Annotated in this window: 18 protein-coding genes and 2 pseudogenes; 11 read left to right on the top strand and 9 right to left on the bottom strand. The window is 64.2% G+C overall.

Going from position 1 to position 23,089, the window contains the following annotated elements:
• Positions 1-140: 140 nt before the first annotated feature.
• Positions 141-1,097, top strand: a complete 957-nt coding sequence (locus CRO48_RS00885; protein ID WP_097135516.1) for a glycine--tRNA ligase subunit alpha — start codon at positions 141-143, stop codon at positions 1,095-1,097.
• 36 nt (positions 1,098-1,133) lie between these two features.
• On the opposite strand, the gene CRO48_RS32010 is transcribed toward CRO48_RS00885, so the two are convergent.
• A complete protein-coding gene (locus CRO48_RS32010; RefSeq protein ID WP_176526610.1) occupies positions 1,134-1,982 on the bottom strand; it encodes an FkbM family methyltransferase in 849 nt (282 codons plus the stop codon).
• A gap of 507 nt (positions 1,983-2,489) precedes the next feature.
• Between CRO48_RS32010 and CRO48_RS00895 the strand changes: the two genes are divergently transcribed.
• The 4 genes from CRO48_RS00895 to CRO48_RS00910 all read left to right on the top strand — a co-directional run bounded on the left by CRO48_RS00895 (position 2,490) and on the right by CRO48_RS00910 (position 8,365).
• Positions 2,490-3,038 carry a LemA family protein gene (locus CRO48_RS00895; RefSeq protein WP_097135520.1) on the top strand — a complete coding sequence of 183 codons (549 nt, stop codon included), beginning with the start codon at positions 2,490-2,492 and terminating at the stop codon, positions 3,036-3,038.
• A 14-nt stretch (positions 3,039-3,052) separates the two neighbouring features.
• On the top strand, positions 3,053-4,996 hold the full coding sequence (locus CRO48_RS00900; protein WP_097135522.1) for a DUF2207 domain-containing protein: 1,944 nt from the start codon (positions 3,053-3,055) through the stop codon (positions 4,994-4,996).
• Between the two features lie 133 nt (positions 4,997-5,129).
• Positions 5,130-7,424, top strand: coding sequence for a glycine--tRNA ligase subunit beta (gene glyS, locus CRO48_RS00905; protein WP_097135525.1), 2,295 nt, complete (start codon positions 5,130-5,132; stop codon positions 7,422-7,424).
• Between the two features lie 434 nt (positions 7,425-7,858).
• Entirely contained in the window at positions 7,859-8,365 is a 507-nt protein-coding gene (locus CRO48_RS00910; RefSeq protein ID WP_097135527.1) for a DUF523 domain-containing protein, read from the top strand.
• Positions 8,366-8,471: 106 nt separating this feature from the next.
• Here the strand turns inward: CRO48_RS00910 and CRO48_RS00915 are convergent, their stop codons facing one another.
• From CRO48_RS00915 to CRO48_RS00925, 3 genes are all read right to left on the bottom strand, one after another.
• Entirely contained in the window at positions 8,472-8,942 is a 471-nt protein-coding gene (locus CRO48_RS00915; protein ID WP_097135529.1) for a plant virulence effector HPE1-like domain-containing protein, read from the bottom strand.
• Between the two features lie 192 nt (positions 8,943-9,134).
• Positions 9,135-10,406 (bottom strand): phosphoribosylamine--glycine ligase, encoded by a 1,272-nt coding sequence (purD, locus tag CRO48_RS00920; RefSeq protein WP_097135531.1) that lies wholly within the window; start codon positions 10,404-10,406, stop codon positions 9,135-9,137.
• 162 nt (positions 10,407-10,568) lie between these two features.
• Entirely contained in the window at positions 10,569-10,778 is a 210-nt protein-coding gene (locus CRO48_RS00925; RefSeq protein WP_097135533.1) for a hypothetical protein, read from the bottom strand.
• Between the two features lie 197 nt (positions 10,779-10,975).
• On the opposite strand from CRO48_RS00925, the gene CRO48_RS00930 reads away from it, so the two are divergent.
• Complete coding sequence (locus tag CRO48_RS00930; RefSeq protein ID WP_407071878.1) at positions 10,976-11,785, top strand: MipA/OmpV family protein; 810 nt, start codon at positions 10,976-10,978, stop codon at positions 11,783-11,785.
• Between the two features lie 57 nt (positions 11,786-11,842).
• Positions 11,843-12,796 carry a 4-hydroxybenzoate octaprenyltransferase gene (gene ubiA / locus CRO48_RS00935; RefSeq protein WP_097135537.1) on the top strand — a complete coding sequence of 318 codons (954 nt, stop codon included), beginning with the start codon at positions 11,843-11,845 and terminating at the stop codon, positions 12,794-12,796.
• 72 nt (positions 12,797-12,868) lie between these two features.
• On the opposite strand, the gene CRO48_RS00940 is transcribed toward ubiA, so the two are convergent.
• On the bottom strand, positions 12,869-13,435 hold the full coding sequence (locus CRO48_RS00940) for a DUF6101 family protein (protein WP_097135540.1): 567 nt from the start codon (positions 13,433-13,435) through the stop codon (positions 12,869-12,871).
• A 293-nt stretch (positions 13,436-13,728) separates the two neighbouring features.
• Between CRO48_RS00940 and CRO48_RS00945 the strand changes: the two genes are divergently transcribed.
• Positions 13,729-16,038, top strand: a complete 2,310-nt coding sequence (locus CRO48_RS00945) for a DUF1217 domain-containing protein (protein WP_097135542.1) — start codon at positions 13,729-13,731, stop codon at positions 16,036-16,038.
• Between the two features lie 38 nt (positions 16,039-16,076).
• Here CRO48_RS00945 and CRO48_RS00950 read toward each other — a convergent pair whose 3' ends face one another.
• Together CRO48_RS00950 and CRO48_RS00955 are read right to left on the bottom strand one after the other, a co-directional pair.
• A complete protein-coding gene (locus CRO48_RS00950) occupies positions 16,077-17,513 on the bottom strand; it encodes an FAD-binding oxidoreductase (RefSeq protein ID WP_097135544.1) in 1,437 nt (478 codons plus the stop codon).
• A gap of 2 nt (positions 17,514-17,515) precedes the next feature.
• Positions 17,516-18,490, bottom strand: a complete 975-nt coding sequence (locus CRO48_RS00955) for an L-threonylcarbamoyladenylate synthase (protein WP_097135546.1) — start codon at positions 18,488-18,490, stop codon at positions 17,516-17,518.
• Between the two features lie 187 nt (positions 18,491-18,677).
• On the opposite strand from CRO48_RS00955, the gene CRO48_RS00960 reads away from it, so the two are divergent.
• A complete protein-coding gene (locus tag CRO48_RS00960; RefSeq protein ID WP_176526611.1) occupies positions 18,678-19,742 on the top strand; it encodes a GGDEF domain-containing protein in 1,065 nt (354 codons plus the stop codon).
• 153 nt (positions 19,743-19,895) lie between these two features.
• Complete coding sequence (locus CRO48_RS00965) at positions 19,896-20,558, top strand: peroxiredoxin (protein WP_097135550.1); 663 nt, start codon at positions 19,896-19,898, stop codon at positions 20,556-20,558.
• Between the two features lie 124 nt (positions 20,559-20,682).
• Here CRO48_RS00965 and CRO48_RS00970 read toward each other — a convergent pair whose 3' ends face one another.
• Both CRO48_RS00970 and CRO48_RS00975 read right to left on the bottom strand, forming a co-directional pair.
• On the bottom strand, positions 20,683-21,291 hold the full coding sequence (locus CRO48_RS00970; RefSeq protein ID WP_245423375.1) for a DUF6656 family protein: 609 nt from the start codon (positions 21,289-21,291) through the stop codon (positions 20,683-20,685).
• Positions 21,292-21,436: 145 nt separating this feature from the next.
• Positions 21,437-22,888 (bottom strand): annotated as a pseudogene (locus CRO48_RS00975) (arylsulfatase); the annotation flags it as partial.
• Between CRO48_RS00975 and CRO48_RS32750 the strand changes: the two are divergent.
• Positions 22,884-23,036, top strand: a pseudogene (locus tag CRO48_RS32750) (glycoside hydrolase family 25 protein); the annotation flags it as partial. The pseudogenes CRO48_RS00975 and CRO48_RS32750 sit on opposite strands and share 5 nt — an antisense overlap.
• Positions 23,037-23,089: the final 53 nt, after the last annotated feature.

Consider the following 23,089-nt stretch of genomic DNA (forward strand, 5'->3'; position numbering starts at 1 on the left):
GTCCGCCCCCCTGAGCTGCCCCCGAGCCTGCCCCTGCGCCTGTCCCTGGGCCTGCCCCTGACGCTGAGCGTGCCCCTTGACCCTGCGTCTGTGCCGTGGCACCAGTCCGCGCAATCGAAATTCCCATCCGGACCGGACCGATGACTGCTGCCGCCATGCCCGATCACATGCACCCGACCCGCTCCTTCCAGGGGCTGATCCTGACCCTCCACAACTACTGGGCGGACAAGGGTTGCGCGGTGCTGCAGCCCTACGACATGGAAGTTGGCGCCGGCACCTTCCATCCGGCCACCACGCTTCGCGCGCTCGGGCCGCGGCCGTGGAAGGCGGCCTATGTCCAGCCGTCTCGCCGCCCGTCCGACGGGCGCTACGGCGAAAACCCGAACCGCCTGCAGCACTATTACCAGTACCAGGTGATCCTGAAGCCGAACCCCTCGAACCTGCAGGAGCTCTATCTCGGCTCGCTCGCCGCGATCGGCCTCGACCCGCTGCTGCATGACGTGCGCTTCGTCGAGGACGACTGGGAGAGCCCGACGCTTGGGGCCTGGGGGCTGGGCTGGGAATGCTGGTGCGATGGCATGGAAGTGTCGCAGTTCACCTATTTCCAGCAGGTCTGCGGCATCGAATGCGCGCCAGTTGCCGGCGAGCTGACCTATGGCCTGGAGCGTCTTGCCATGTACGTGCAGGGCGTCGACAACGTCTACGACCTGAACTTCAACGGCCGCGAAGGCGACGAGAAGATCACCTATGGCGACGTCTTCCTGCAGGCCGAACAGGAATACTCCCGCCACAACTTCGAATACGCCAACACCGAGATGCTGCATCGCCACTTCATCGACGCGGAGAAGGAGTGCCTTGCGCTCCTGGCCGCCGGCGCTCCCGGCGACACCCACGCCTATCACAGGTGCGTGATGCCGGCCTACGACCAGTGCATCAAGGCCTCCCACGTCTTCAACCTGCTCGATGCCCGCGGCGTGATCTCGGTCACCGAACGTCAGAGCTACATCCTGCGTGTGCGCACGCTCGCCAAGGCCTGCGGCGAAGCCTTCCTGCTGACCGACGCCGGCGGCGTGAACTGGGTCGAGAAGGCGGCTTGAGGCAGTGAATGCCTGACATGCAGGCGAAAGCCGCGATCAGTGCGGCAAGATGGCGGCCCTTGCGGCCTCTGTCTGGTCTGCTGGGACAAACAGATAATCGCACTCGTCGCAGTAAGCCTCGTCGTACACCCGGGCTGGAAACTTTGAAATGGGTTCCAGCCCGATGACCCTCGTCTGGTCCTTCGATTTTTGGATGCGCAGGATCGCGTAACCGAGATCGTGCATCGTATCCCTCAGCTCCTCCGCCCGCGCATTGTGCACTTCGGCGTCAGCCAAGGCGTCGCGGTCGAGCACCTCGCACAGGATCCACGGGCGATCGGCGCGGATGGTTCTTTCCATGCCGCGGATGACCGGCAGTTCGGCACCTTCCACGTCGATCTTGATCACCCCGATGGCGCCTGTCGGACGGATCCGCCCGCGGATATCGTCGAAACGATAGGAGGGGATCAGGTCGGCGACGACGTTGCGATCCGGTCGCAGGCCGCAGACTGTCGTTGCGCCCGGGTCGGCCGATTTCTCGTGGTGGCGGTAGATATCGAGCAGCATGTTTCCGTCCGAAAGCGCGCACGGCACGACCGTGCAATCAGCCAGCCGGTTATCGTCCACGAGACGGTGCAGTTGCTCCAGGCAGGCGTGCATCGGCTCGAAGGCGATGTATCCTTGCTTTCGTGGGGCCGCCAGATAATCCAGCAGGGTCTGTCCGACATTGGCGCCGATATCGACGAACGGACCGCCGCGCGCGCCGAGCATGAAGCCGATCAGGCTGGTCTTCCAGTCGGGCTTCCAGCCGAGCAGTCCGGTGGTTTGGTGTTGCACCCTGACCTTCAGCGCCAGGCCGTCTATGTCGATGCGATGGGCATGGGAGGCGGCCCAGGTCGCGGACATGACTTCATGGACACGTTGCAGGCCCTTTGAAATGACGGCCGCCGATCCATTTTCAACATAGGTACGCCGAATGCTCGCAAAGCCTGTCATTGGGGGACCCCCATTCGTCGCCCGAACGCTATTGCGAGCGACCGCCTCGGTCAAGCGCAGGTGGTTCGTCCGATCCGCGCGTATGTCGGCTGGAGGCAATCTATATCTTTGTTTTAAGGGAAGAAATTCATTTGGAGTAAGGTGCTTACCTCTTTTGGCGAATGAGGCGCCGGGCTCCCCGGACGCGGCAGCCGCCCGGCCGCGCCGGCATCGTCGAAGCCTCGGCCGGAGCGCCCGGGTTCTGAAAGCACTGGGCAACAACGCAGAAAGAACGGAGGACGTCTGGGCTCGTGCGGATGCGAGCGTTGCGCCCGGTTGAAGACTTTGAATCTGCGCGCATTTCTTTGTTCGAGCGGATTTTGGTTTGCAGGGTTGTGCGCTAATGTCGCAACGCATCGTGCGTTCAAGGGGGACAGGATGATCGGTCTGGCAATCGCAGTGGTGGTCGCGCTCTACGCGATCATTCTCTACAACGGTCTGGTGAAGGCGAGGCAGGTCAAGGAGGAGGCGTGGTCGGGCATCGACGTGCAATTGAAGCGCCGCGCCGATCTCATCCCCAACCTGATCGAGACCGTGAAAGGCTATGCCAAGCACGAGCGGGAAACGCTGGAGCAGGTGGTCGAGCTGCGCAACAGGGCGCAGGCGGTGCCGACCGGCGACGTGCAGGGACGCGCCGTCGCCGAGGGCATGCTCGGCCAGGCGCTCGGCAGGCTGCTGGCGCTGGCCGAAGCCTATCCCGACCTGAAGGCGAACCAGAACTTCAGCGAGTTGCAGCAGTCGCTCCAGACTGTAGAGGACGAGATCCAGATGTCGCGCCGCTACTATAACGGCGCGGCGCGCGACCTGAACGTGAAGGTGGAGAGCTTCCCCTCCAACTTCCTGGCCAGCGCGTTCTCCTTCGCCAAGGCGCCCTATTTCGAGATCGACAACCCGGCCGACCGCACCGTTCCCACGGTAAAGTTCTGAAGCGGAGCAGATCGATGTCCCGGATCGCGGCCCTGGTCCTCTTCGCCCTTGCGATCGGCGTCGCCGGTGCCGTACGCGCTGCGGAATTCATTTCCTCCTACCATGCCGACATCGCGGTGGCGAAGGACGGTGAAATGACCGTGACGGAGACGATCGCGGTCAATGCCGAGGGCAACCGCATCCGCCGCGGTATCTTCCGCGACTTTCCGCTGACCTTCGTCGACGAGGAGGGACGCAGCCGCCAGGTCGGCTTCGAGATCGTGGCCGTGCGCCGCGACGGCCGTGACGAACCCTACAGCACCGAGCGGGAAAACAGCGGGATCCGCATCTATGTCGGCTCTTCCGACGTGCTGCTCGATGCGGGGCCGCACACCTACGAGCTGACCTACCGCACCGATCGCCAGATCCGCTTCTTCGACGATCACGACGAACTGTTCTGGAACGTCACCGGCACCGAATGGGCCTTCCCGATCCGCCGCGCCTCGGCGACCGTCACCCTGCCGGACGGCGTTGTCCCCGTGGAACTGACCTATTTCACCGGCGCCTATGGCGACCGGGGCAAGGCGGCGCGGGCAACGGCGTCCGGCAACCGGGCCGAGTTCGTCACGACGAGCGGCCTTGGCGCCCATGAGGGGCTGACGATCGGGGTGAAACTGCCGCCGGGCAGCATCGACCGTCCGACCGCAGCGCAGGAACGGATCTGGTTCCTCAAGGACAATGCCGGCGGGCTGATCGGCCTTGGCGGATTGGTGCTCGTCGCGTTGTATTACCTGCGCTCCTGGCTGGTGGCCGGGCGCGATCCGCCGCGCGGCGTGGTCGTACCGCGCTGGGACCCGCCGGAAAAGGCCTCGCCGGCGCTTTTGAACTACGTTGACAACAAGGGTTTTGGCGGCGCCGGCTGGACGGCGCTGTCCGCAGCACTTCTCAACCTCGCGGTCAAGGGCTACGTCACCCTTGCCGACCTGAAGAATTCGATCGTGGTCACGCCCACCGGGAAGGCGCTGGAAGAAAAGCTGCCGACCGGCGAGAGCGTGCTTTTGAAGGCGGTCAACGCCGGCGGCGAAAGCCTCGTCATCGACAAGGCGAACGGCAAGCGCGTCCAGACGCTCGGCAGCCAGTTCCGCAATGCGATGGAAGCCGAGCACCGCGGCAAATACTACATCGCCAACTGGGGATACGTCGCAGGCGGCGTGGCGCTGTCGGTACTCTGCCTTGGCGCCATGCTGGTCTTCGGCAACCTTCCCGAGGAAGGTATTGCGCTGGTGGTGATCCCCGTCGCTGTCGCCTTCTTCCTTTCCGTCTTCGCCGTCAATTTCGGCAAGGCGCTGACCAATGCCAGAAGCCTCGGCCAGCGCATCATGTCGGTCATGATGATCGCGTTCTTCGGCTTCGTCTTCATCAGCATTTTCGGCTCCGTCCTCGCGGGCTTCGTCGTGAACGGCCTGCATGACGGGCTTTTGCCGGTGCTTGCCGCCGTCGGCGGGATCCTGCTTCTCAACCTCTTGTTCTATTTCCTGATGGGCGCGCCGACCCCGATAGGACGGCGGATGATGGACGGCATAGAGGGGCTGCGCCAGTATCTCACGCTTGCCGAAAAGGAGCGGATGAACATGGCGGGCGCGCCGGAGATGTCGCCGAGCCACTATGAGCGGCTTCTGCCCTATGCGGTGGCCCTCGGCGTCGAAAAGCCCTGGACGGACACGTTCCGCCTGTGGCTTGCCACGGCTGCTGCCGGTGCTGCCGCCGCAAGCTATCACCCCGCCTGGTATGGAGGCGACGGCTTTGGTACCGGCAGCTTCTCCGATCGCATGGGCGGCTTCGCCGGCTCCATGGCCGATACGCTTGCCGCCTCGCTTCCGCCGCCGCCCAAAAGCTCCTCCTCCGGCTTCTCCGGCAGTTCCGGCGGCGGCGGCTTCTCCGGCGGTGGTGGCGGCGGTGGCGGCGGCGGGGGATGGTAGCCAGCTCCCTTGCGAACGCAGTCTTGTCCACGAGGCCGCCTGAAGAGCGACTTTTCCGCCGATGCACGGATGACTTTTGCCGTCGGGCTTGCTAAGTCCGCCGCAGTCCAACGATCTGCCAGAAAAGCATCCCATGCCCGATCTTCTGCTTGAGCTCCGTTCCGAGGAAATTCCCGCCCGCTTGCAGCGCAAGGCGGCAGGCGACCTGAGGAAGCTCGTCACCGATGCGCTGGTCGAGGCGGGCCTGAACTACGACGGCGTACGCGAATACTGGACGCCGCGGCGGCTGACGCTGGATATCCGCGGTCTGAACGCCCGGTCCGCCGACAGCCGAGAGGAGATCAAGGGTCCCTCGACCAAGGCGCCGGAGCAGGCGGTCGCCGGCTTCCTGCGCAAGGCCGGCCTGTCCGACGTCTCGCAGGCGCAAGTCGTCTCCGATCCGAAGAAGGGCGATTTCTACGTAGCCCACATCGTTAAGCCGGGTCGTATCGCCGAAGAGATCATCGCTGACGCGATGCCCGGCATCATCCGCAACTTCCCCTGGCCGAAGCCGATGCGCTCGGGTGCAGCGTCGGCACGGCCCGGCGCGCTGCGCTGGGTGCGTCCGCTGCAGTCGATCGTCTGCCTGTTCGGTTCCGAGACCGAGGAGACGCGCGTCGTGCCTTTCGAGGTCGACGGCATCACCGCCTCGAACGTCACCTACGGCCACCGCTTCCACGCGCCCGAAGCCATCACCGTCCGTCGCTTCGACGATTACGCTGCGGCCTTGGAGAAGGCCAAGGTGATCCTCGACGCCGAGCGCCGCAAGCAGATCATCGCCACCGACGCCGCCAACATCGCCTTTGCCAACGGGCTGGAACTGGTCGAGGACGAGGGACTGCTCGAAGAGGTCTCCGGTCTCGTCGAATGGCCGCAGGTGCTGATGGGCACGTTCGAGGAGGAATTCCTGGCGATCCCGGCGGAAATCATCCGCCTGACGATCAAGACCAACCAGAAATGCTTCGTCACACGCCCGGTAGGGGGTGAGGGGCTTTCGAACCATTTCATCCTTGTCTCGAATATCGAGGCGAAGGACGGCGGCAAGGAGATCGTCCACGGCAACGGCAAGGTCGTGCGTGCACGCCTGTCCGACGCCCGGCACTTCTGGACGCGCGACCAGGGCGACCTGCCGGACCTCGACACGCTGAAGGCTTCGGCGGAAAAGTTCGGCCTCGACCTGAAGAAGCCGCTCGACCAGCGCATGGCCAAGCTCGACGCGCTGAACGTCACATTCCACGCCAAGCTCGGCACGCAGGGTGAGCGCGTGCAGCGCATCCGGGCGCTCGCGGCAGAGCTTGCCAGAGCCACCGGCGCCGATCCGGCGCTTGTCGATCGCGCCGTTGTGCTGGCCAAGGCCGACCTGCGCACCGAAGCCGTCGGCGAGTTTCCCGAACTGCAGGGCATCATGGGCCGCAAATATGCGCTCCTGCAGGGCGAACACGCGTCCGTCGCCGCCGCGATAGAGGATCACTGGAAGCCGAACGGGCCATCCGATCGCCTACCGGAGGACGCTATTGGGTTGACTGTTGCACTTGCCGACAAGTTGGACACGCTGACTGGTTTCTGGGTGATCAATGAGAAGCCGACCGGTTCCAAAGACCCCTATGCGCTACGCCGTGCGGCGCTTGGCGTGGTGCGGATACTGTTGGAGAAGGGTATCCGTTTGCCGCTGCGCTCTTTCTGGGGAGCAGCGTTTCTTTCGCATTTCCGTTCGAGCTTCGGTGGACAAACAAAACAGGTCTTCGCGTCAGCTAATCAACTCGCCGAAACAATCGGCAGCGATGGTGTACTTACTGAATCGTACCAGGCACTGAAGTCAATGGTGCTGGAAAATAGACATCAATGGGCCGATGATCTGTCTGCAAAAGATGCCGACCTCCTCTCCTTCTTCCACGACCGCCTGAAGGTCTACCTGCGCGATCTCGGCGCCCGCCACGACCTGATCGATGCGGTGCTGACGGAAGATGCCGACGACCTGCTGATGGTCGCCCGCCGCGTCGAGGCGCTGACGGCGTTCATCACCTCGGAGGACGGCAAGAACCTTCTGGCCGGCACCAAGCGTGCGACGCAGCTGCTCGCCGCGGAAGAGAAGAAGGGGACCGTCGTCGCCGACGGCGTCTCCGCCGATCTTTTCAGGGGGGCAGCCGAGAAGGACCTGCACGACGCCATTGTGGTCGCAACCCGCGACGCCGCCGGTGCGGTCGAAAAGGAAGATTTCCGCTCGGCCATGGAGGCGCTGTCGAAGCTGCGCAGCCCCGTCGACACGTTTTTCGACGACGTGCTCGTCAACGACGAGGACGCGGCGATCCGGGCAAACCGGCTGGCGCTGCTGGCCGCGATCCGCTCGGCAACCGGCACGGTCGCGGATTTCTCCAAGATCGCCGGCTAAGACAGCGGGCCGAGAGCCGCAAAATCGGCGGCAAGCCGTGCGCGGCTTCCGTCAAAGGCAATGATTGGCCGAAGCGGTATCGCTTCGGCGTGGGACAATGCGGCATACCAAGCACTTGGAGCGGTTTGGTGAGCCGATTACGGTGCGTGTTGCATGAGTATGATATCTCCCGCTTCCGTCATTCCGGCCTCGAGCCGGAATCCAGCCGTCTTGCGTCCGCAAGGCGTGAAGAACCGCGTGCGATCAAAGACATGATCGCGCTGGTTCCCGGCTTAAGGCCGGGAAGACGGAAGTGGGTAGCCTCTTGAATTACGACGACGATCTAGGTCAGGATCCTCGATTGTCTCGCAAAATCGCCTCTTGTCGTCGTGTACTGTAACCGGATTCGTCAGATTCGCTCCGATGACGGGGCAAAAGGAAAGGGGAGGCGTCGCGTGACCGGCAAGATCCTGATCAGCGCCTGCCTGATGGGCCAGCCGGTTCGCTACAACGGTTCGGCGAAGCCGCTTCTCCATGAAGCGGTGACGCGCTGGCGTGAGGAGGGGCGGCTCGTCGTGTTCTGTCCCGAGCTTGCCGGCGGCTTCTCGGTGCCGCGTCCGCCCGCTGAAATCGAGCGCGCGCTCGACGGCCGCGATGTTCTGGACGGCAGCGCGCGCGTCGTGGAGCCTTCCGGCCGCGACGTCTCGCAAGGATTTATCGAAGGCGCGCGGCGGGCGCTGGACGTTGCCCGGGCGAATGGTTGCCGCCATGCGCTTCTGATCGACGGCAGCCCGTCCTGCGGGTCAGGGTTTCTCTATGACGGCAGCTTTTCCGGTACGCGCCATCAGGGTGAGGGGGTGACGGCCGCCTATCTGCGCCGCCACGGCATTTCGGTCTTCTCGCATGCCGAGATCGACCGTCTGGTAAAGGCGCTGGAGGATGAGGAAGCGGGTCCCAAATAGTACTTGCGCCCCTGCTTCTCGTCAGGGGCGCAAGACATCCGTCCTGAGACGGAGACCCGACCGGCCTGGAGGGACCGATGGGGCAGGGAACCGCACTAATATGGGATCAATCGAGGCGAAGTTCAAACGCGGAAGCATCAAGCTCGCGTGAGGAGGGGGGCGGAGCGCTCGCCGAGGCGGTCACCGCAAGCCGCGCAGCCTCGCTTTCGACAGCGCCGGTCGTTGCGGCCGTATCCACCGTCTCGGCATCATCGTTCGGCATTTCGGCCGTATCCACCGGAACTTCCGGCGCCTTGCTGACGAAGAGCACCGGCGAGCCGCCGAGCCATGCCTCGCTGCGGAAGATCTTCCGCTCGCCGTCGACTTCGCGGATCTCGACCTTCTGCGTGCCGGGCTCGATCTCGGGCACCACGTAGGAGTGGCTCTTTTCCTTTTCCTTCAGCGGCGGGCATTGGGCGCAGGAGACGGTGGCGACACTGCCCTGGCCCTTGTCGCCGCCTGTTACCGGCTGGATCGAGGAAGCAGTCGCAGGCGTCGCGGCAAGCGCACAGGCAAGGATCGGCAAGAGGCTGCGCATCGTCGGTTCTCCATCGCGCCAGCGGCGCAGTGAAACGTGGGGCTGCACGCGGCCGGTTCCGACATCGCCGGAATTTCGGCCTCATGCAGCAGAGCGACGGAAAGAATATGCGCTTTCCGTTACGTTCCGGTCAGGAGAATTGGTAAAAATTGAATGATACCGTTGATTTGGGCCGATTAATGCGAAATCGGCTCAAGCCTTTTCGCGCGCCACGGCCCGCCAGCCGATATCGCGGCGGCAGAAGCCGTTGTCCCATTTCACCGCGTCTGCCAGTGCATAGGCGGCGGCCTGGGCATCGGCCACCGTCGGTGCGACGGCGGTGGCGTTGAGGACACGGCCGCCGGTCGCGACCAGCTTGCCGTCCTTCAGGGCTGTGCCGGCATGAAACACCTTGGTGGCGTCCCCGTCGGCGGGAATGAAGTCGATCGGCGTGTTCTTGTCGTATGAGGCGGGATAGCCCTTCGAGGCCAGTACCACGGTCAGCGCCGTTTCGTCCTTCCAGCTGGCGTTGACCTGGTCGAGCGTGCCGGTCGCAGCCGCATGCAGCAGCGCCAAAAGGTCGCTTTGAAGCCGCATCATCAGGACCTGGCACTCCGGATCGCCGAAGCGGACGTTGTATTCGATCAGTTCAGGCCCCTTTTCCGTGATCATCAGTCCGGCGAAGAGAACGCCGCTGAAGGGATGGCCGTCGGCGGCCATGCCGCGGATCGTCGGCTCGATGATCTCCTTCATCGTGCGCTCGACCATTTCCGGCGTCATCACAGGGGCGGGGGAATAGGCACCCATGCCGCCGGTGTTGGGGCCGGTATCGCCGTCGCCGACGCGTTTGTGATCCTGGGCGGATGCGAGCGGCAGGGCGTTGGTGCCGTCGCACAGGCAGAAGAAGCTTGCCTCCTCGCCGTCGAGGAAGGCCTCGACCACCACCTCGGCACCCGCCGCGCCGAATGCGCCGTCGAAACAGTCGTCGATGGCGGCAAGCGCCTCGGGGAGCGCCATCGCCACGGTCACGCCCTTGCCGGCGGCAAGGCCGTCGGCCTTGATGACGATCGGCGCGCCCTCGGCCTGGACATAGGCCTTGGCTGCGGCGGCATCGGTGAAGCGGCGGTAGGCACCGGTCGGGATGTCGTATTTGGCGCAGAGATCCTTGGTGAAGCCCTTGGAGCCTTCCAACTGGGCTGCCGCAGCCGAGGGGCCGAAGACCTCCAGGCCGTCGGCGCGCAGCCGGTCGGCGATGCCCGCCACCAGCGGTGCCTCCGGGCCGACGACGACGAAGGTCACGCCGTTGTCGCGGCAGAAGGCGGATACGGCGGCGTGGTCGTCGACGTCGAGGGCGACGAGCGTTGCGCATTCGGCCATGCCGGGATTGCCCGGCGCGGCGAAGAGCTTCGTCAGCCGCGGCGACTTGGCCAGCTTCCAGGCCAATGCGTGCTCGCGCCCGCCCGAACCGATCAACAGAACCTTCATAGCCATAATCCCCTGCAAATCCGCGTCTGCCCGCGGGTTAAGCGGGCAGGCGGCAAAGGTCAAGGGCAGCGGGGACCGGTCGCAGCATAAGCTGCGGCAAATACGGGGATGACCGGAGAGAGACGCTTACGTCTGATGGGGAATGGCCGGTCGCAAGCCCGGTCAGGCGGAGAGCTTTTTCAGTTCGATTTCGACGAGATGCACGTCCTGGCACCAGCCGTACTCGATCGCATGCCGGCCCGCCCCGTCGGTTGAACGGATGGCGAATGCGGCGTTTCGCAGGCGCTCCAGCCGCATGATCTTCTCCGCAACGCTGAGGCCAACGTCGCACCGGATGGCATTCACCTTTAATTCCATCATGCTGGCGTTCATGAAGTTACTCCTGATGGGAACCGAAGCGGGAATGCGGCGGGCGGCAATAGGTTCCATGCCTTTTTGCCGCGGATGGCGCCGATCCGTGCCAATTTGGTTAGTGCGCCGGTAACCAAACCGGGCTAGTGTCCGCAATCATCGATGGAATCGCACCATGCGATATCCTCCTTCAGGTATTGGTATTCCGAGGCTTCATCGTGCGTATGCCCAAGTTCCTTGCCCTGTCCGTTGCTCTTGCCCTTGCAGCGCCCGCTTTCGCGCAGGCCGGCGAAAGGGAGCACTGGTGGTCCGGCGATTGGTACCTGACACTCGGCGCGGAAGGTTTCGTGGCACCCCGCTACAATGGATCGAGCGACTATTTGCTTCAGGCGTCGCCGCTGATCTCGCTCGGCAGAGCCGGCAACGTCACCCGCTTCACCTCGCGCAATGATAGTGCGTCGTTCTCGCTCTACGATACCGGTGCCGTGCGCGCCGGCGTTGCGGGCAAGCTGATCCTGCCGCGCGACGACGACACCTCGTCCGACCTTGAGGGGCTGAACGACATCGAATTCGGGGTGGAGCTCGGCGGTTTTGCCGAGGTCTACCCGGCTGACTGGCTACGCCTGCGCGCAGAAGTCCGCCAGGGCATCCGCAGCCACACCGGCCTCGTCGCCGATATCGCCGCCGATGCCTTCATGGACGTCGTTCCGGGCGTGCGCGTGTCAGGCGGCCCGCGCCTTTCGCTCGCGTCGAGCGACTACATGGACGCCTACTACGGCGTCAACGCGGAGGAGTCGGCGGCATCGGGCCTGTCGCAGTACGATCCTGGCGGCGGCGTGCAGTCCGTCGGCGTCGGCGGCGCGGTCAACTGGCAGACGACCGACAAGATCGCCACGAGCGTCTTTGCCGAATATTCGCGCCTCACCGGACCGGCCGGAGATTCCAGCCTCGTGCGCGAGCGCGGCGACCGCAACCAGTTCCTCGTCGGCGTCGGGGCGACCTACAGGTTCGGCTTCACCCTGCCGTAACGGCAAGAGCTGCGCATCGGTGCTTGACCGCGGCCGGACGGGCTGCGAACTAGACGCATGAGCACCAATCCTTCCGATTCCGGGCGCGTCATCGATGCGCCCTCCAACAATTGGGTCTATCGTGTCCTGCCGCGATCGCTGTGGCCCTATGCGCAGCTTGCCCGGTGGGACCGGCCGATCGGGTGGCAACTGCTGATGTGGCCGTGCCTGTGGTCGGCCGCACTTGCCGCCAACGTGGCGCGGACAGGTGCGGCCTATTCCGCCTCGGAGTTCCTCTGGCACCTGCTGCTTTTCATCGTCGGGTCGATTGCCATGCGCGGCGCCGGCTGCACCTACAACGATCTGGTCGACCACGAGATCGACAAGGCTGTGGCGCGCACGCGCTCGCGCCCGCTGCCTTCGGGACGGGTGACGCGCGGACAGGCCAAGCTGTTCATCGTGCTGCAGGCGCTCGTGGGACTTCTGGTGCTACTGCAGTTCAACCTGTTCTCGGTGGGGCTCGGCATCGCTTCGTTGGCGATCGTGGCGGTCTATCCTTTCGCCAAGCGCTTCACCGACTGGCCCCAGTTCTTCCTCGGCCTGGCGTTTTCGTGGGGCGCGCTGATGGGATGGTCCGCGCAGTTCGGCAACGTCTCCCTGGCGGCCGTGGCGCTCTATGTCGCCGCCGTCGCCTGGACGATCGGGTACGACACGATCTACGCCCATCAGGACAAGGAGGACGACGCGCTGATCGGCGTGCGCTCGACCGCGCGCCTCTTTGGCGATCGGACCCGCCCGTGGCTGGTCGCGCTCTACGGCCTGACCGTGTTCTTGATCGGCGTTTCCTATGCGCTCGCCGGCGTCGGCATTCTCGCCTATGTCGGCCTGCTTCTGGCCGCAGCCCTGCTGCTCTGGCAGATCATCACCATCGACATCGATGACCCCGACCAGTGCCTGGCGCTGTTCAAGTTCAACAACATCGTCGGTCTGGTCGTCTTTCTCGGCCTGCTCGCCGCGCTGGCGTTCGTCTGAGCTCATTTATCCAAGCCGCACATGCAGAAGGCCGCCCACCGGGCGGCCTTCTGCATGGAGTGACGCATCACCTTAGCGGCGCGCGATGATCTCGGTGCCGTTGATCTTCATCTTCAGTCCCAGGTCGCCGGTCGAGCGGCGCACCAGGAAGCGCGGCCTGCGGTCGACGAAGTAGGAGTGGCGGCGGCGCTGCCGCGCGGGGCGGGCGGGAATGGCGCCGAGGTGCATCTCGAGCGGCCGGGCGACGCCATCGGCTTCGACCATCAGCATAGGGATCCGATAGGCTTCGGCCCAGCTGCGCCAGTCGGCGGCGATGTCGCACAGGTCGTGGGCGACGAGAAGCGGGATGCACAGATCCGGATCGTCGTGATGAAGCTCGAGCGTCACGGTGACTTGGCCATTGCCGTGGTCGATTGCGCGGGCGGCGACACCCTTGAAGGCGCGCGCCGGCAAGGCGATCGAAAGCGGCAGGCCGCTGGAGGGAAGGATCTTGCGCAGCACCGCGCCACGTTCGTCGAGCGTGATCGTCACGTCACCCGTCTCGTTGCGCAGCGCGTAGCTTGTCTGTTGCGGAAAACGCTTCGGATCGAGCCGCAGTGTGCTTCCGGCCCATGCCGGCTTGGTAACGGTGTTCAGCATTGTCTTTCACCCTTGTCTTCCTTGAGAGCCGGTTTCCCGTCTTCTCTTCGGGACTTTGCGTCCTCTATGGCGTGAAGATTAGGGGCCGCACGTTCCGCCCGGCTTAAAAATCGCGGTTAAGAAAGCTTTGCCCCACCGGATGGTTATCAAATGCCGGATTTCGAGGGTTTCCGATTGGTGAACGCGTTTTGCCGAAAGCTCCGGACAAGGCTGGTTCCCCACAATGCGAGAGTGCGCATTCCATGCGCGCTTTTGCGCGGCCGCCGCCCCGGTCCAAAGGGAATAGTCAATCGATGCTTTCGACCTATACGAGCTACAACCTCATCACCAAGGACCTCCTGACCTCGCTTAATCGCGTTTCTCAGGAAAACTACAATGCGCGCGAGGCGGCCTACTACAGGGAGAACATCGGCAAGGTCTCGACCGTCGACGAATTCCTCGACGACTACCGCCTCTACAATTACGCGATGAAGGCCTACGGGCTGGAGGACATGGCCTATGCCAAGGCCTTCATGCGCAAGGTGCTCGAAAGCGACCTGACCGACGACAACAGCTTCGTCAACATGCTGACGGATACGCGGTACCGCACTTTCGCCCAGTCGTTCTCGTTTCAGGCTGAGACCGCGGTCGCGCAGTCCGATGCCCAGATGGACGCCTTGATAGGTCTCTACACCGCCAATGTGAACGGCGCCGGTTCCGCCCAGCAGGAAGAGACGCGCTACTATAATATCATGATCGACAGCGTCACCAACGTCGATCAGATGCTGCGCAACGACCGCATGCGCGACTATCTCTTCACCGCCTTCAGAATCGACTCCAGCAACTATTCTTACGAGACGCTTCGCAATACGTTGACCAGCGATCTGGACGACCCGGACAGCTACGCCAACCAGACCTTCCTGCCGGCCATCGCGCAGTACGAGGCCAATATCGCCGACGCCAAGACACAGTTGCAGAACACGTCGCTGACAAGCGCGGAAAAAGCGGCCCTCAACGCGTCAATCTCCAGCTGGACATCCTCCATCAACCGCGCCGCGAACTATCTGGCGCTGGCTGCCGCCTACAACTTCAGCACCGACGGCACGTTGCCCGCCGGCACCCTGGCCCAGACGGCAGAGCAGAAGGCCGCCACGAACGAGGCATACGTGCTCCAGGATACGCGCGTGACTTCGGCTGCCGCCCTGCTCAACAAGGCACATTTCGAGGAGGCGGTGGCGACGGCCACGACGGTCACGGAGCTTTTGAGCGACAGCCGCGTGATGAACTACATCAAGGTGGCCTACGAACTGACCGGCTACACGATCGTCGATGCCACGATCAAGAACATCCTCACCAGCGACCCCGATGATCCGGACAGCTACATCTATACGATCGGCAAGGGTGACGAGCGTTACGTGGCACTCGCCAAGGCGTTCAACTTCCAGGCCGACGGCACGCTGGCCGATGGCGACGTGGCGCAGACGGCCGACCAGACCGCCTCGGTCAACCGCCGCTACATGATCCACTACAACGACGTGGACGATGCCGCCGACGCCAAGCTCATTTCCGAGTACAAGACGGCGATCGGTGACGTGACCAACGTCAAGGAGTTCATGTCGAGCACGAGCGTCTACAAGCTGGCGCTGCAGGCGTTCGGGCTCGATCCTTCCACCGAGAGCGCCTGGAAGATCAAGAACGTACTGCTCAGCGACCTGAACGATCCGAGAAGCTACGTGTATCAGTTGAAGGACAGCCGCTATCTCGAGCTGGCAAAGGCGTTCAATTTCGACGACGCCGGCAATATCGATGTGCCGCTGATGGCCCAAAGCGAGGCGGAGATCCAGATCGTCTCGAAGGCCTATGTCATCGAGAAATCCCGATTTGGAACGGCTGACGACAAGGAAAAGGCGACAGAAGAGGCATCGTACTACGCCGCGGAGATGCAGAAGATCTCTTCCCTTAAGGAATTCCTCGCAGACTCACGGCTTGTCAATTTCGTGCTGGAGGCCAATGCCATCGATCCGACGACCGTTCCGGAAGGCTTCATGGAGGAAATCTTCGCGTCCGATCTCGACGACCCTGACAGCTTCGTCAACCAGCAGGCCAACCGCAGCTATCGCAGTATCGTCGCCTCCTTCAACTTCGACGCCGACGGCAATGTCGAGCACGCCAACAAGGCCGGTGTCCAGACCGACCGCGGCATCTATCAGACGCTCGACTACTATGTTCGTCAGGCCATGGAGACGGAGGCCGGCGAGGACAATGCCGGCGTTCGCCTGGCGCTCTATTTCGAGCGGTCCGCGCGAACGATCTCCAGCCCCTACGACATCCTCGCCGACGATGCGCTCTACGAGGTGTTCAAGATCACCTACGGCATTTCAGACGATATCGGCGGCGCCGACATCGATGCTCAGGCGGAGATGATCGAGCGTTACCTCGACCTGGAGGATCTGCAGGATCCGGAAAAGGTCCAGAAGATGATCGTCAAGTTCGCCGTGCTGTTCGACGTGGAGAACAATGTCGAGACGTCGGCTGCCGTGTCGATCCTTGCGGGCGGTTCGTCGGCGGGCATCAGCGCCGACACGCTGCTTTCGATGGCGCAATTGAGGACCGGCGGCGCCTGATCGGACGTCGCCGCGCGGCACTTCTCTGGATTTTGATCCTAAGGCCCGGCGCGCAGCACCTTGTCGGGGTTCATGATGCCGGCCGGATCGAAGGCGAGCTTGATCCGGCGCATCAGGTCGATTTCGATCGGCGCGCGGACCTCGGCCAGCTCGTCCCGCTTCAGCTGGCCGATGCCGTGCTCTGCCGAGATCGAACCGCCGAAGCGCAGCACAATCGCGTGCACGATGGCGTTGACCTCGCGCCAGCGGTCGAGAAACGCCTGCTTGTCGGCGCCGACGGGCTGGGAGATGTTGTAGTGGATGTTGCCGTCGCCCATGTGGCCGAAAGAGCAGATCCTCGCTCCCGGGATCAGCGCGGTGACGGCGGCGTCCGCTTCGGCCATGAAGGCCGGGATGCTGGAGACCGGCACGGAAACGTCGTGCTTGATCGATCCGCCCTCCGGCTTCTGCGCCGGCGACATGCTCTCGCGCATGTGCCACAGGGCACGCCGCTGCTCCTCGCTGGTCGCGATCACTGCATCCTGCACCAGATCCTGCCCGATCGCCTCGGCGAGCAGTGTTTCCACCATGCGGCGGGCGCTTTCGGGGCTGTCCGACGTCGAGACGTCGATCAGCGCGTACCACTCGTAGCGGGCCGACAGCGGGTCGCGCACGCCGGGGATGTGGCGCGTCGTGAAGTCGACGCCGATGCGCGGCATCAGCTCGAAGCCGGTCAGCGCCGCACCGCAGCGCTGCGACGCCTTGTCGAAGAGCGAAAGCGCGTCGGCGACCGAACGCAATCCCGCAAAGGCGACCTCGTGGCCGGCGGGGCGGGGAACGAGCTTCAGCACCGCCCCGGTAATGACGCCGAGCGTGCCTTCCGCGCCGATGAAGAGGTCGCGCAGATCATATCCGGTATTGTCCTTCTTCAGGCGGCGCAGGCCGTCCCAGATCTCCCCGGTCGGCAATACGACTTCGAGGCCGAGGCAAAGCTGGCGCGCGTTGCCATAGGCCAGAACGGCGGTGCCGCCGGCATTGCTGGAGAGGTTACCGCCGATCTGGCAGCTTCCCTCCGAGCCGAGCGACAGCGGAAAGAGCCGGTCGACCGCCTCGGCCGCCTCCTGAATATTGGCTAGCACGCACCCCGCATCGGCGACGATCACGTTGCCCACGGGATCGACGTCGCGGATGCGGTTGAGGCGGGAAAGCGACAGCACCACATCCGCCCGGCCCTCGCGCGGGATCTGCCCGGCGACATGGCCTGTATTACCACCCTGCGGCACGATCGCGGTTTTCGTCTCGCTGGCGAGCCTTAGGATTTCCGAAACCTCGGCGACGCTTCCCGGACGCAGCACCAGCGGCGTCGTGCCGTGGTAGAGCCCGCGCGATTCCACCAGATAGGGGGAAACGGCGGCAGCGTCGGTCAGAGCATGGGCCTCGCCGGTGATCGCCGCAAACCTTGAGACGAGGTCGGGGGAGAGCGCGGTGGTTGGCATGGTCAATTCCTTGGCGCCGCAGCGCGTTCGAGACGGTCGTTGATGGCCTCGCCGAGCCCGGTGGCGGGCACCGGAGAAAAGGCGATGCAGCGCGCGCCGGTGGCGTCCGCCTTCTGCATGTGGCCGAAAAGATTGGCTGCTGCCTCGCGCAGGTCGCCGCCCGGGCTCAGGTCCAGCACGATTGCCGCCTTGTCCTCTCCGGGAAGGGGCGTGCCGCCGAAGCGGATCAGTGCCTCCCCGGCTGCCACGTCGGTGGCATTCAGCCGTACCCCTGCCGAAGGCGCATAGTGCGAGGCGAGCATGCCCGGCGCCTCGATCGTCGCGCCCGCGCTCGCCGGCCGGATGACGGCAAGCCCCGTCAGCGCCTCGACATCGGCCACGTTCAGCCCGCCGGGACGCAGCAGGTGAATCGCGCCGTCGACGACTTTCAGGATGGTCGATTCCAGCCCGACGCTGGACGGCCCCGCATCGAGGATCAGTTCGATCTTCTCGCCCAGGTCGGCATTGACGTGTTCGGCACTGGTCGGGCTGATCCTCCCCGAGGTGTTGGCGCTGGGGGCTGCGAGCGGGCGGTCGAAGGCCGCAAGCAGCCGGCCGGCGATGCCCGTCGGCACGCGGATGCCGACCGTATCGAGCCCGGCGCGCGCCAGTGGGTGGATCGGCGTGTCCGCGCGTACCGGCAGTACCAGCGTCAGCGGTCCCGGCCAGAAGGTTTCGGCAATCTTCCGCGAGATCGGATCGAAGACCGCGTGCCGCTCGGCCATCTCAAGATCCGCCATGTGGCAGATGAGCGGATTGAACCGCGGCCGCCCCTTCGTCTCGTAGATGCGGCCGATCGCTTCGGGATTGGTCGCATCCGCCGAAAGCCCGTAGACGGTCTCTGTGGGGATCGCCACCGGTAGCCCGCGTGAAAGCACCGCGCAGGCGCGGCGGATGGCTTCCTCGGGATGCGTGATTGTGTCGATGACCTCTGCCATCTCGTCCGTTTCTCGTTCGTTGGCCGGCCCTCGCTTTACCGCCTTTGGCGACCGGATGCCAAGCCACAAACATGCCTGCACGCATTGCGTGTCGGATTGGCGATTTTCGCCCACTATGCGCGCCTTGTTAGATGCTTCGTAACGGATGGATGATAGCAATGGGCCGTTGTGGGATGGGGCTGTTTCCATGAATCATAAGAAATCGTCTACGAACGACATCGCCTTGCGCATCGCTGCCGCCATGCAGCAGATGGGGATCGACGGGCTGCCGCGCAATTATGAGCTGGTCTACGAGGCCTATGCGGGCGCCAATCCCGAGCTCGTCCGCGAGTTCATCGCGCTCGGCAAGTTCAAGACGCAAGCCGCACTCGACGAACTCGGCCGGAAATATCTGCCGCACCATCACGAGGAAAGCGTGCTCCAGCGCTCCGCCGGTGCCGTGCGCGACGAGATGACGAATTTCATGACCCTGCTGGAGCAGGAGCGGGTTTCGTTGAGCGACTACGGCCGCCTCATCGGCGAGGCCTCGCAGGCGATCTTCGCCGACAGCGAGGCCCCGGCCTCCGCGCTTGGCAGCTCGATCGAGCGGCTGCGCCAGGCAACGGAGCGACAGGCCAGCCGCAATGCCGAGATGGAGGCGAAGGTCGCCGCGCAGTCGGAAAACGTGGATGCGATCCAGCGCGATCTCGCCGATTTCGAGGCCACCAAGTTTAGCGACGCCGCCACCGGCCTCGGCAATCGCCGCGCCTTCAACAAGGCCGTGGCGAAGGTCTACGCCAATGCCGATCTTCCTCTCTCCTGCGGGCTTGCCGTCATCGAGATCGACGTCGGCAAGCGCTTCTCGCAGGGGCAGGTGGATGCGTTGAACGGCTATCTGGTCCGCCACTACGGCGCGCTTATCAAGCGCGCGGCGCCGGCCAGCGACGTGGTCTGCCGGTTCGACGGATTTCGTTTCGGCTTTCTGTTCCATACGTCGGACGAAAGCGAGCTGGTTCGCCTGCTGACGCTGCTTCGCGCCGCCTTTGCCGCAGCCCCGCTCAAGCATCCCGAGACGATGCGCAATCTCGGCTCGCTGACGTTTTCTGCCGGGGTTTGCCTTTCCGACGCCGCCGGCAATGCCTTCGACTTCGTCAATCTGGCGGAGAAGGCACTTCAGCAGGCGCAATCCGCTGGCGGTAACCGCACCGTCGTCCATCGTGGCAACGACGTTGCCGGCGAAGGCAAGGACTGGATGATCTACCGGGCCGGCTGAGGCGGAATTCGCGTTTTCGATCGGCATCAGACGGGTGCCGCGGGAAGCGGCCCGCGGGGCGCCTACTTTGGCCTTGCCTGCAAAGATGATTGGTGCAAACTGGCCCGGTTTTTTTTGACCGACGATTTTCTCTCGAACAACAGGAGAGCTGCCATGACACTTGCTATCAACGACGTGGCGCCGGATTTCAAAGCGGAGACGACGGATGGTCCCATCCAGTTCCACGACTGGATCGGCGACTCCTGGGCAGTGCTGTTCTCGCATCCGAAGGATTTCACGCCGGTTTGCACCACCGAGCTCGGCTACATGGCCAGGATCAAGCCCGAGTTCGACAGGCGTGGCGTCAAGATCATCGGCCTGTCGGTCGATCCGCTCGACCGACATGCCGGGTGGGCCAGCGATATCGAGGAAACGCAGGGCCATGCCCCCAATTTCCCCATGATCGCCGACGTAGACTACACCGTCTCCAAGCTCTACGGCATGCTGCCGGCGTCCGTCTCCGGTGACCCGACCGTCCGCACGCCCGCAGACAACCAGACGGTGCGCAACGTCTTCGTGGTCGGCCCCGACAAGAAGATCAAGCTGATCCTCGTCTACCCCATGACGACAGGGCGCAATTTCGACGAGGTCCTGCGCGTGATCGACAGCCTGCAACTGACCGCCAGGCACAAGGTCGCAACCCCGGTCAACTGGCAGAGCGGCGACGACGTCATCATCGCCGGTTCCGTGTCCGACGACGACGCCCGCAAGCAGTATCCGGACGGTTGGCACGCGCCGAAGCCCTATATCCGCATCGTACCGCAGCCGGGTTCCTGACGCCCGCCTGACGGGAACTTCGAGCGGCCAGGCATTCGCCCCGGGCTGCTTCAATTCGGGCATGCCGTACCAGGGGCGCCGCAGTCGTGCGACGCGGCATCGCATGCGGCGAAGATGCTGATTTTCAGATCGCGCGGATGATCTTGCGCAACTCCTCGGTGCGGGCACCGAGAAGGAGCACGTTGCGCATCGCGTCTTCGGGATCGTGCGTATGGAAGAGGATGCCGTCTTCGCCGACCGTGCGGTCGATCTCAAGCCGGCCCTCCGTTTCCGAAGGGTGGATCGCTATGGCGAAATACATGCGCCGGTACCTGGGGCTGATCGCGCGGAAGAAGCGCTCGCCTTCGCCGATCTCCGAGTAGAAATTCGCCATGTAGAAGGACCACTGCACGTCTTCGTGCTGGGGCAGGCGGGTGTTCGAGACGGTGACGTGGCAGTAGCCGAGATGCGGCATGGAGGCGAGCGTGCGGTGGAAGATCAGCTTGGGAAAGCGGATTGACCGGTGAAATCCGTTGATCCGCTCGTGCGTGACTGTGCCGGCCTGCTCCAGCTTCCTGCCCGTGTGCTCGGCGACCTCGCGATAGGTGAGATAGCGCTTTTCCGGCTCGCTCCAGGCGCGCCGCTCCAGCTTTCCCGTCCGCAGATAGTCGGTATAGGCCGCGGCCCCGCGCTGCGAGCGCTTGTAGGCGACGGCGTCGTAGTATCTGAACTTTGGTGCGGGGTTGGGCAGCACAGCGGGGCTCCGGAAGCATGACAGTCGTGTCCGGATAGTGCCCGCTTATGGTTAACGCCCGCCTTACGTCGCCGCGCAGGTGAGGAAAATGCCGGCCCCGGAACCCGGCCGCCACCGGCGACCGGACCCGAAAGCCGGCGGGCCGTCAGTCGCCCCCGGCCCCCCGCAACTGCGCCTCGATCTTGCTGAGGTTGAACGACCCCGGCGACTGGCTCGGCGGATAGTCCTTCATCGTCTGCAGGAACTGCGCGGCCAGGCCCTGGATCGGCACGATGATGAAGACCCGGTCGAGGAACCAGTCGTTGTAGGTGTTGGAATTGTGCTGGGCCTTCTCGAACGGATCGCGCCTGAGATTGAACAGTAGCGGCACCCGCAGTTCGGTGAACGGCTCGCGCCATACGCCGAAGGCCTCGCCACGGTTTTCCAGGAACACAGCCTTCCAGTCGTCGTAGCGCGCCGCCACGATCTGTCCGTCATCGTTGACGTACCAGAATTCGTGTCGTGGCGACTGGTCAACCTTTCCGCCGAGATAGTCCAGCTGATTGTAGCCGTCGATGTAGTTACGGTAGCTGCGGCCGTTGAGCTCGACGGTGTTGGCGAGTTTCGTCTTGATGTCCGGCTCGCCGGCGATCGCGGCGAAGGTCGGCAGCCAGTCCTCGTGCGCGACGATGCCGTTGAGCGTCTCCCCCGCCGGGAAGCGGCCCGGCCAGCGGGCGAAGGCCGGCACGCGGTAGGCGCCTTCCCAGTTGGAGTTCTTCTCGCTGCGGAACGGCGTCGTGCCGGCATCGGGCCAAGTGTTGTAGTGTGGGCCGTTGTCAGTTGAGTAGAGCACCACCGTGTCCTGCGCGATGCCGAGGTCGTCGAGTAGCTTCAAGAGCTCGCCGACATGCATGTCGTGCTCCACCATGCCGTCGTGGTATTCGTCGCCGCTCGGGCCGGAGATCCCCTTGTTCTGTTCCTTCACATGGGTGCGGAAGTGCATGCGCGTGCCGTTCCACCAGCAGAAGAATGGTTTGCCGGCCTGGTTCTGCCGGGTGATGAAGTCCTTGGCGGCGGCGAGCGTCTCCTCGTCGATCGTCTCCATGCGCTTCTTCGTCAGCGGCCCGGTGTTCTCGATCTTCTGCGTGCCGTCGGGATTGGCCCAGCTGTGGAGCACGCCGCGCGGGCCGAACTGCTCGAGGAAGGTCCTGCCGCTGGGCATGACCCGGTCGCGCGGATAGTCGCGGTTCTCCGGCTCCTCCTCTGCATTGAGGTGGTAGAGGTTGCCGAGGAACTCATCGAAGCCGTGCATCGTCGGCAGGTGTTCGTCACGGTCGCCCTGGTGGTTCTTGCCGAACTGCCCGGTCGCGTAGCCCTGGGCCTTCAGCACCGTCGCCACCGTCACGTCGGTCTTCTGCCAGCCCTGCGGCGCGCCGGGCAGGCCGACCTTGGTCATCCCCGTACGCACCGGCACGTTGCCGCCGAGGAAGGCGGCGCGGCCCGCGGTGCAACTCTGCTGGCCGTAATAGTCGGTAAACGACAGGCCCTCTTCGGCGATCCGGTCGATGTTGGGGGTCCTGTAGCCCATCATGCCGCGGCTGTTGGCGGAGATGTTCCAGATGCTCTACACGAACCACGCGACCGCCAAGCATATCGCGGCCAACCGGCACAAGTACCGCATCCTGTCGCGCCTGCCGCTATGGTACGCCCGCTACAAGCCCGGCATCCGAAACGTCTTTCCGCTCGGCAACTGGGAAAACTTCGCTGCGCGTTGCATCGGCAGGCGCCATCGCCCATCCTGATCGGCGCGGCTGCATGG

Source organism: Rhizobium subbaraonis (genome assembly GCF_900220975.1).
GTDB classification, from domain to species: domain Bacteria; phylum Pseudomonadota; class Alphaproteobacteria; order Rhizobiales; family Rhizobiaceae; genus Mycoplana; species Mycoplana subbaraonis.

Coding starts and splice junctions, on each gene's coding strand:
- CRO48_RS00885 (WP_097135516.1), top strand. CDS start 141: ATGACTGCTGCCGCCATGCCCGATCACATGCACCCGACCCGCTCCTTC.
- CRO48_RS32010 (WP_176526610.1), bottom strand. CDS start 1,982: ATGTCCGCGACCTGGGCCGCCTCCCATGCCCATCGCATCGACATAGAC.
- CRO48_RS00895 (WP_097135520.1), top strand. CDS start 2,490: ATGATCGGTCTGGCAATCGCAGTGGTGGTCGCGCTCTACGCGATCATT.
- CRO48_RS00900 (WP_097135522.1), top strand. CDS start 3,053: ATGTCCCGGATCGCGGCCCTGGTCCTCTTCGCCCTTGCGATCGGCGTC.
- glyS (WP_097135525.1), top strand. CDS start 5,130: ATGCCCGATCTTCTGCTTGAGCTCCGTTCCGAGGAAATTCCCGCCCGC.
- CRO48_RS00915 (WP_097135529.1), bottom strand. CDS start 8,942: ATGCGCAGCCTCTTGCCGATCCTTGCCTGTGCGCTTGCCGCGACGCCT.
- purD (WP_097135531.1), bottom strand. CDS start 10,406: ATGAAGGTTCTGTTGATCGGTTCGGGCGGGCGCGAGCACGCATTGGCC.
- CRO48_RS00925 (WP_097135533.1), bottom strand. CDS start 10,778: ATGAACGCCAGCATGATGGAATTAAAGGTGAATGCCATCCGGTGCGAC.
- ubiA (WP_097135537.1), top strand. CDS start 11,843: ATGAGCACCAATCCTTCCGATTCCGGGCGCGTCATCGATGCGCCCTCC.
- CRO48_RS00940 (WP_097135540.1), bottom strand. CDS start 13,435: ATGCTGAACACCGTTACCAAGCCGGCATGGGCCGGAAGCACACTGCGG.
- CRO48_RS00945 (WP_097135542.1), top strand. CDS start 13,729: ATGCTTTCGACCTATACGAGCTACAACCTCATCACCAAGGACCTCCTG.
- CRO48_RS00950 (WP_097135544.1), bottom strand. CDS start 17,513: ATGCCAACCACCGCGCTCTCCCCCGACCTCGTCTCAAGGTTTGCGGCG.
- CRO48_RS00955 (WP_097135546.1), bottom strand. CDS start 18,490: ATGGCAGAGGTCATCGACACAATCACGCATCCCGAGGAAGCCATCCGC.
- CRO48_RS00960 (WP_176526611.1), top strand. CDS start 18,678: ATGAATCATAAGAAATCGTCTACGAACGACATCGCCTTGCGCATCGCT.
- CRO48_RS00965 (WP_097135550.1), top strand. CDS start 19,896: ATGACACTTGCTATCAACGACGTGGCGCCGGATTTCAAAGCGGAGACG.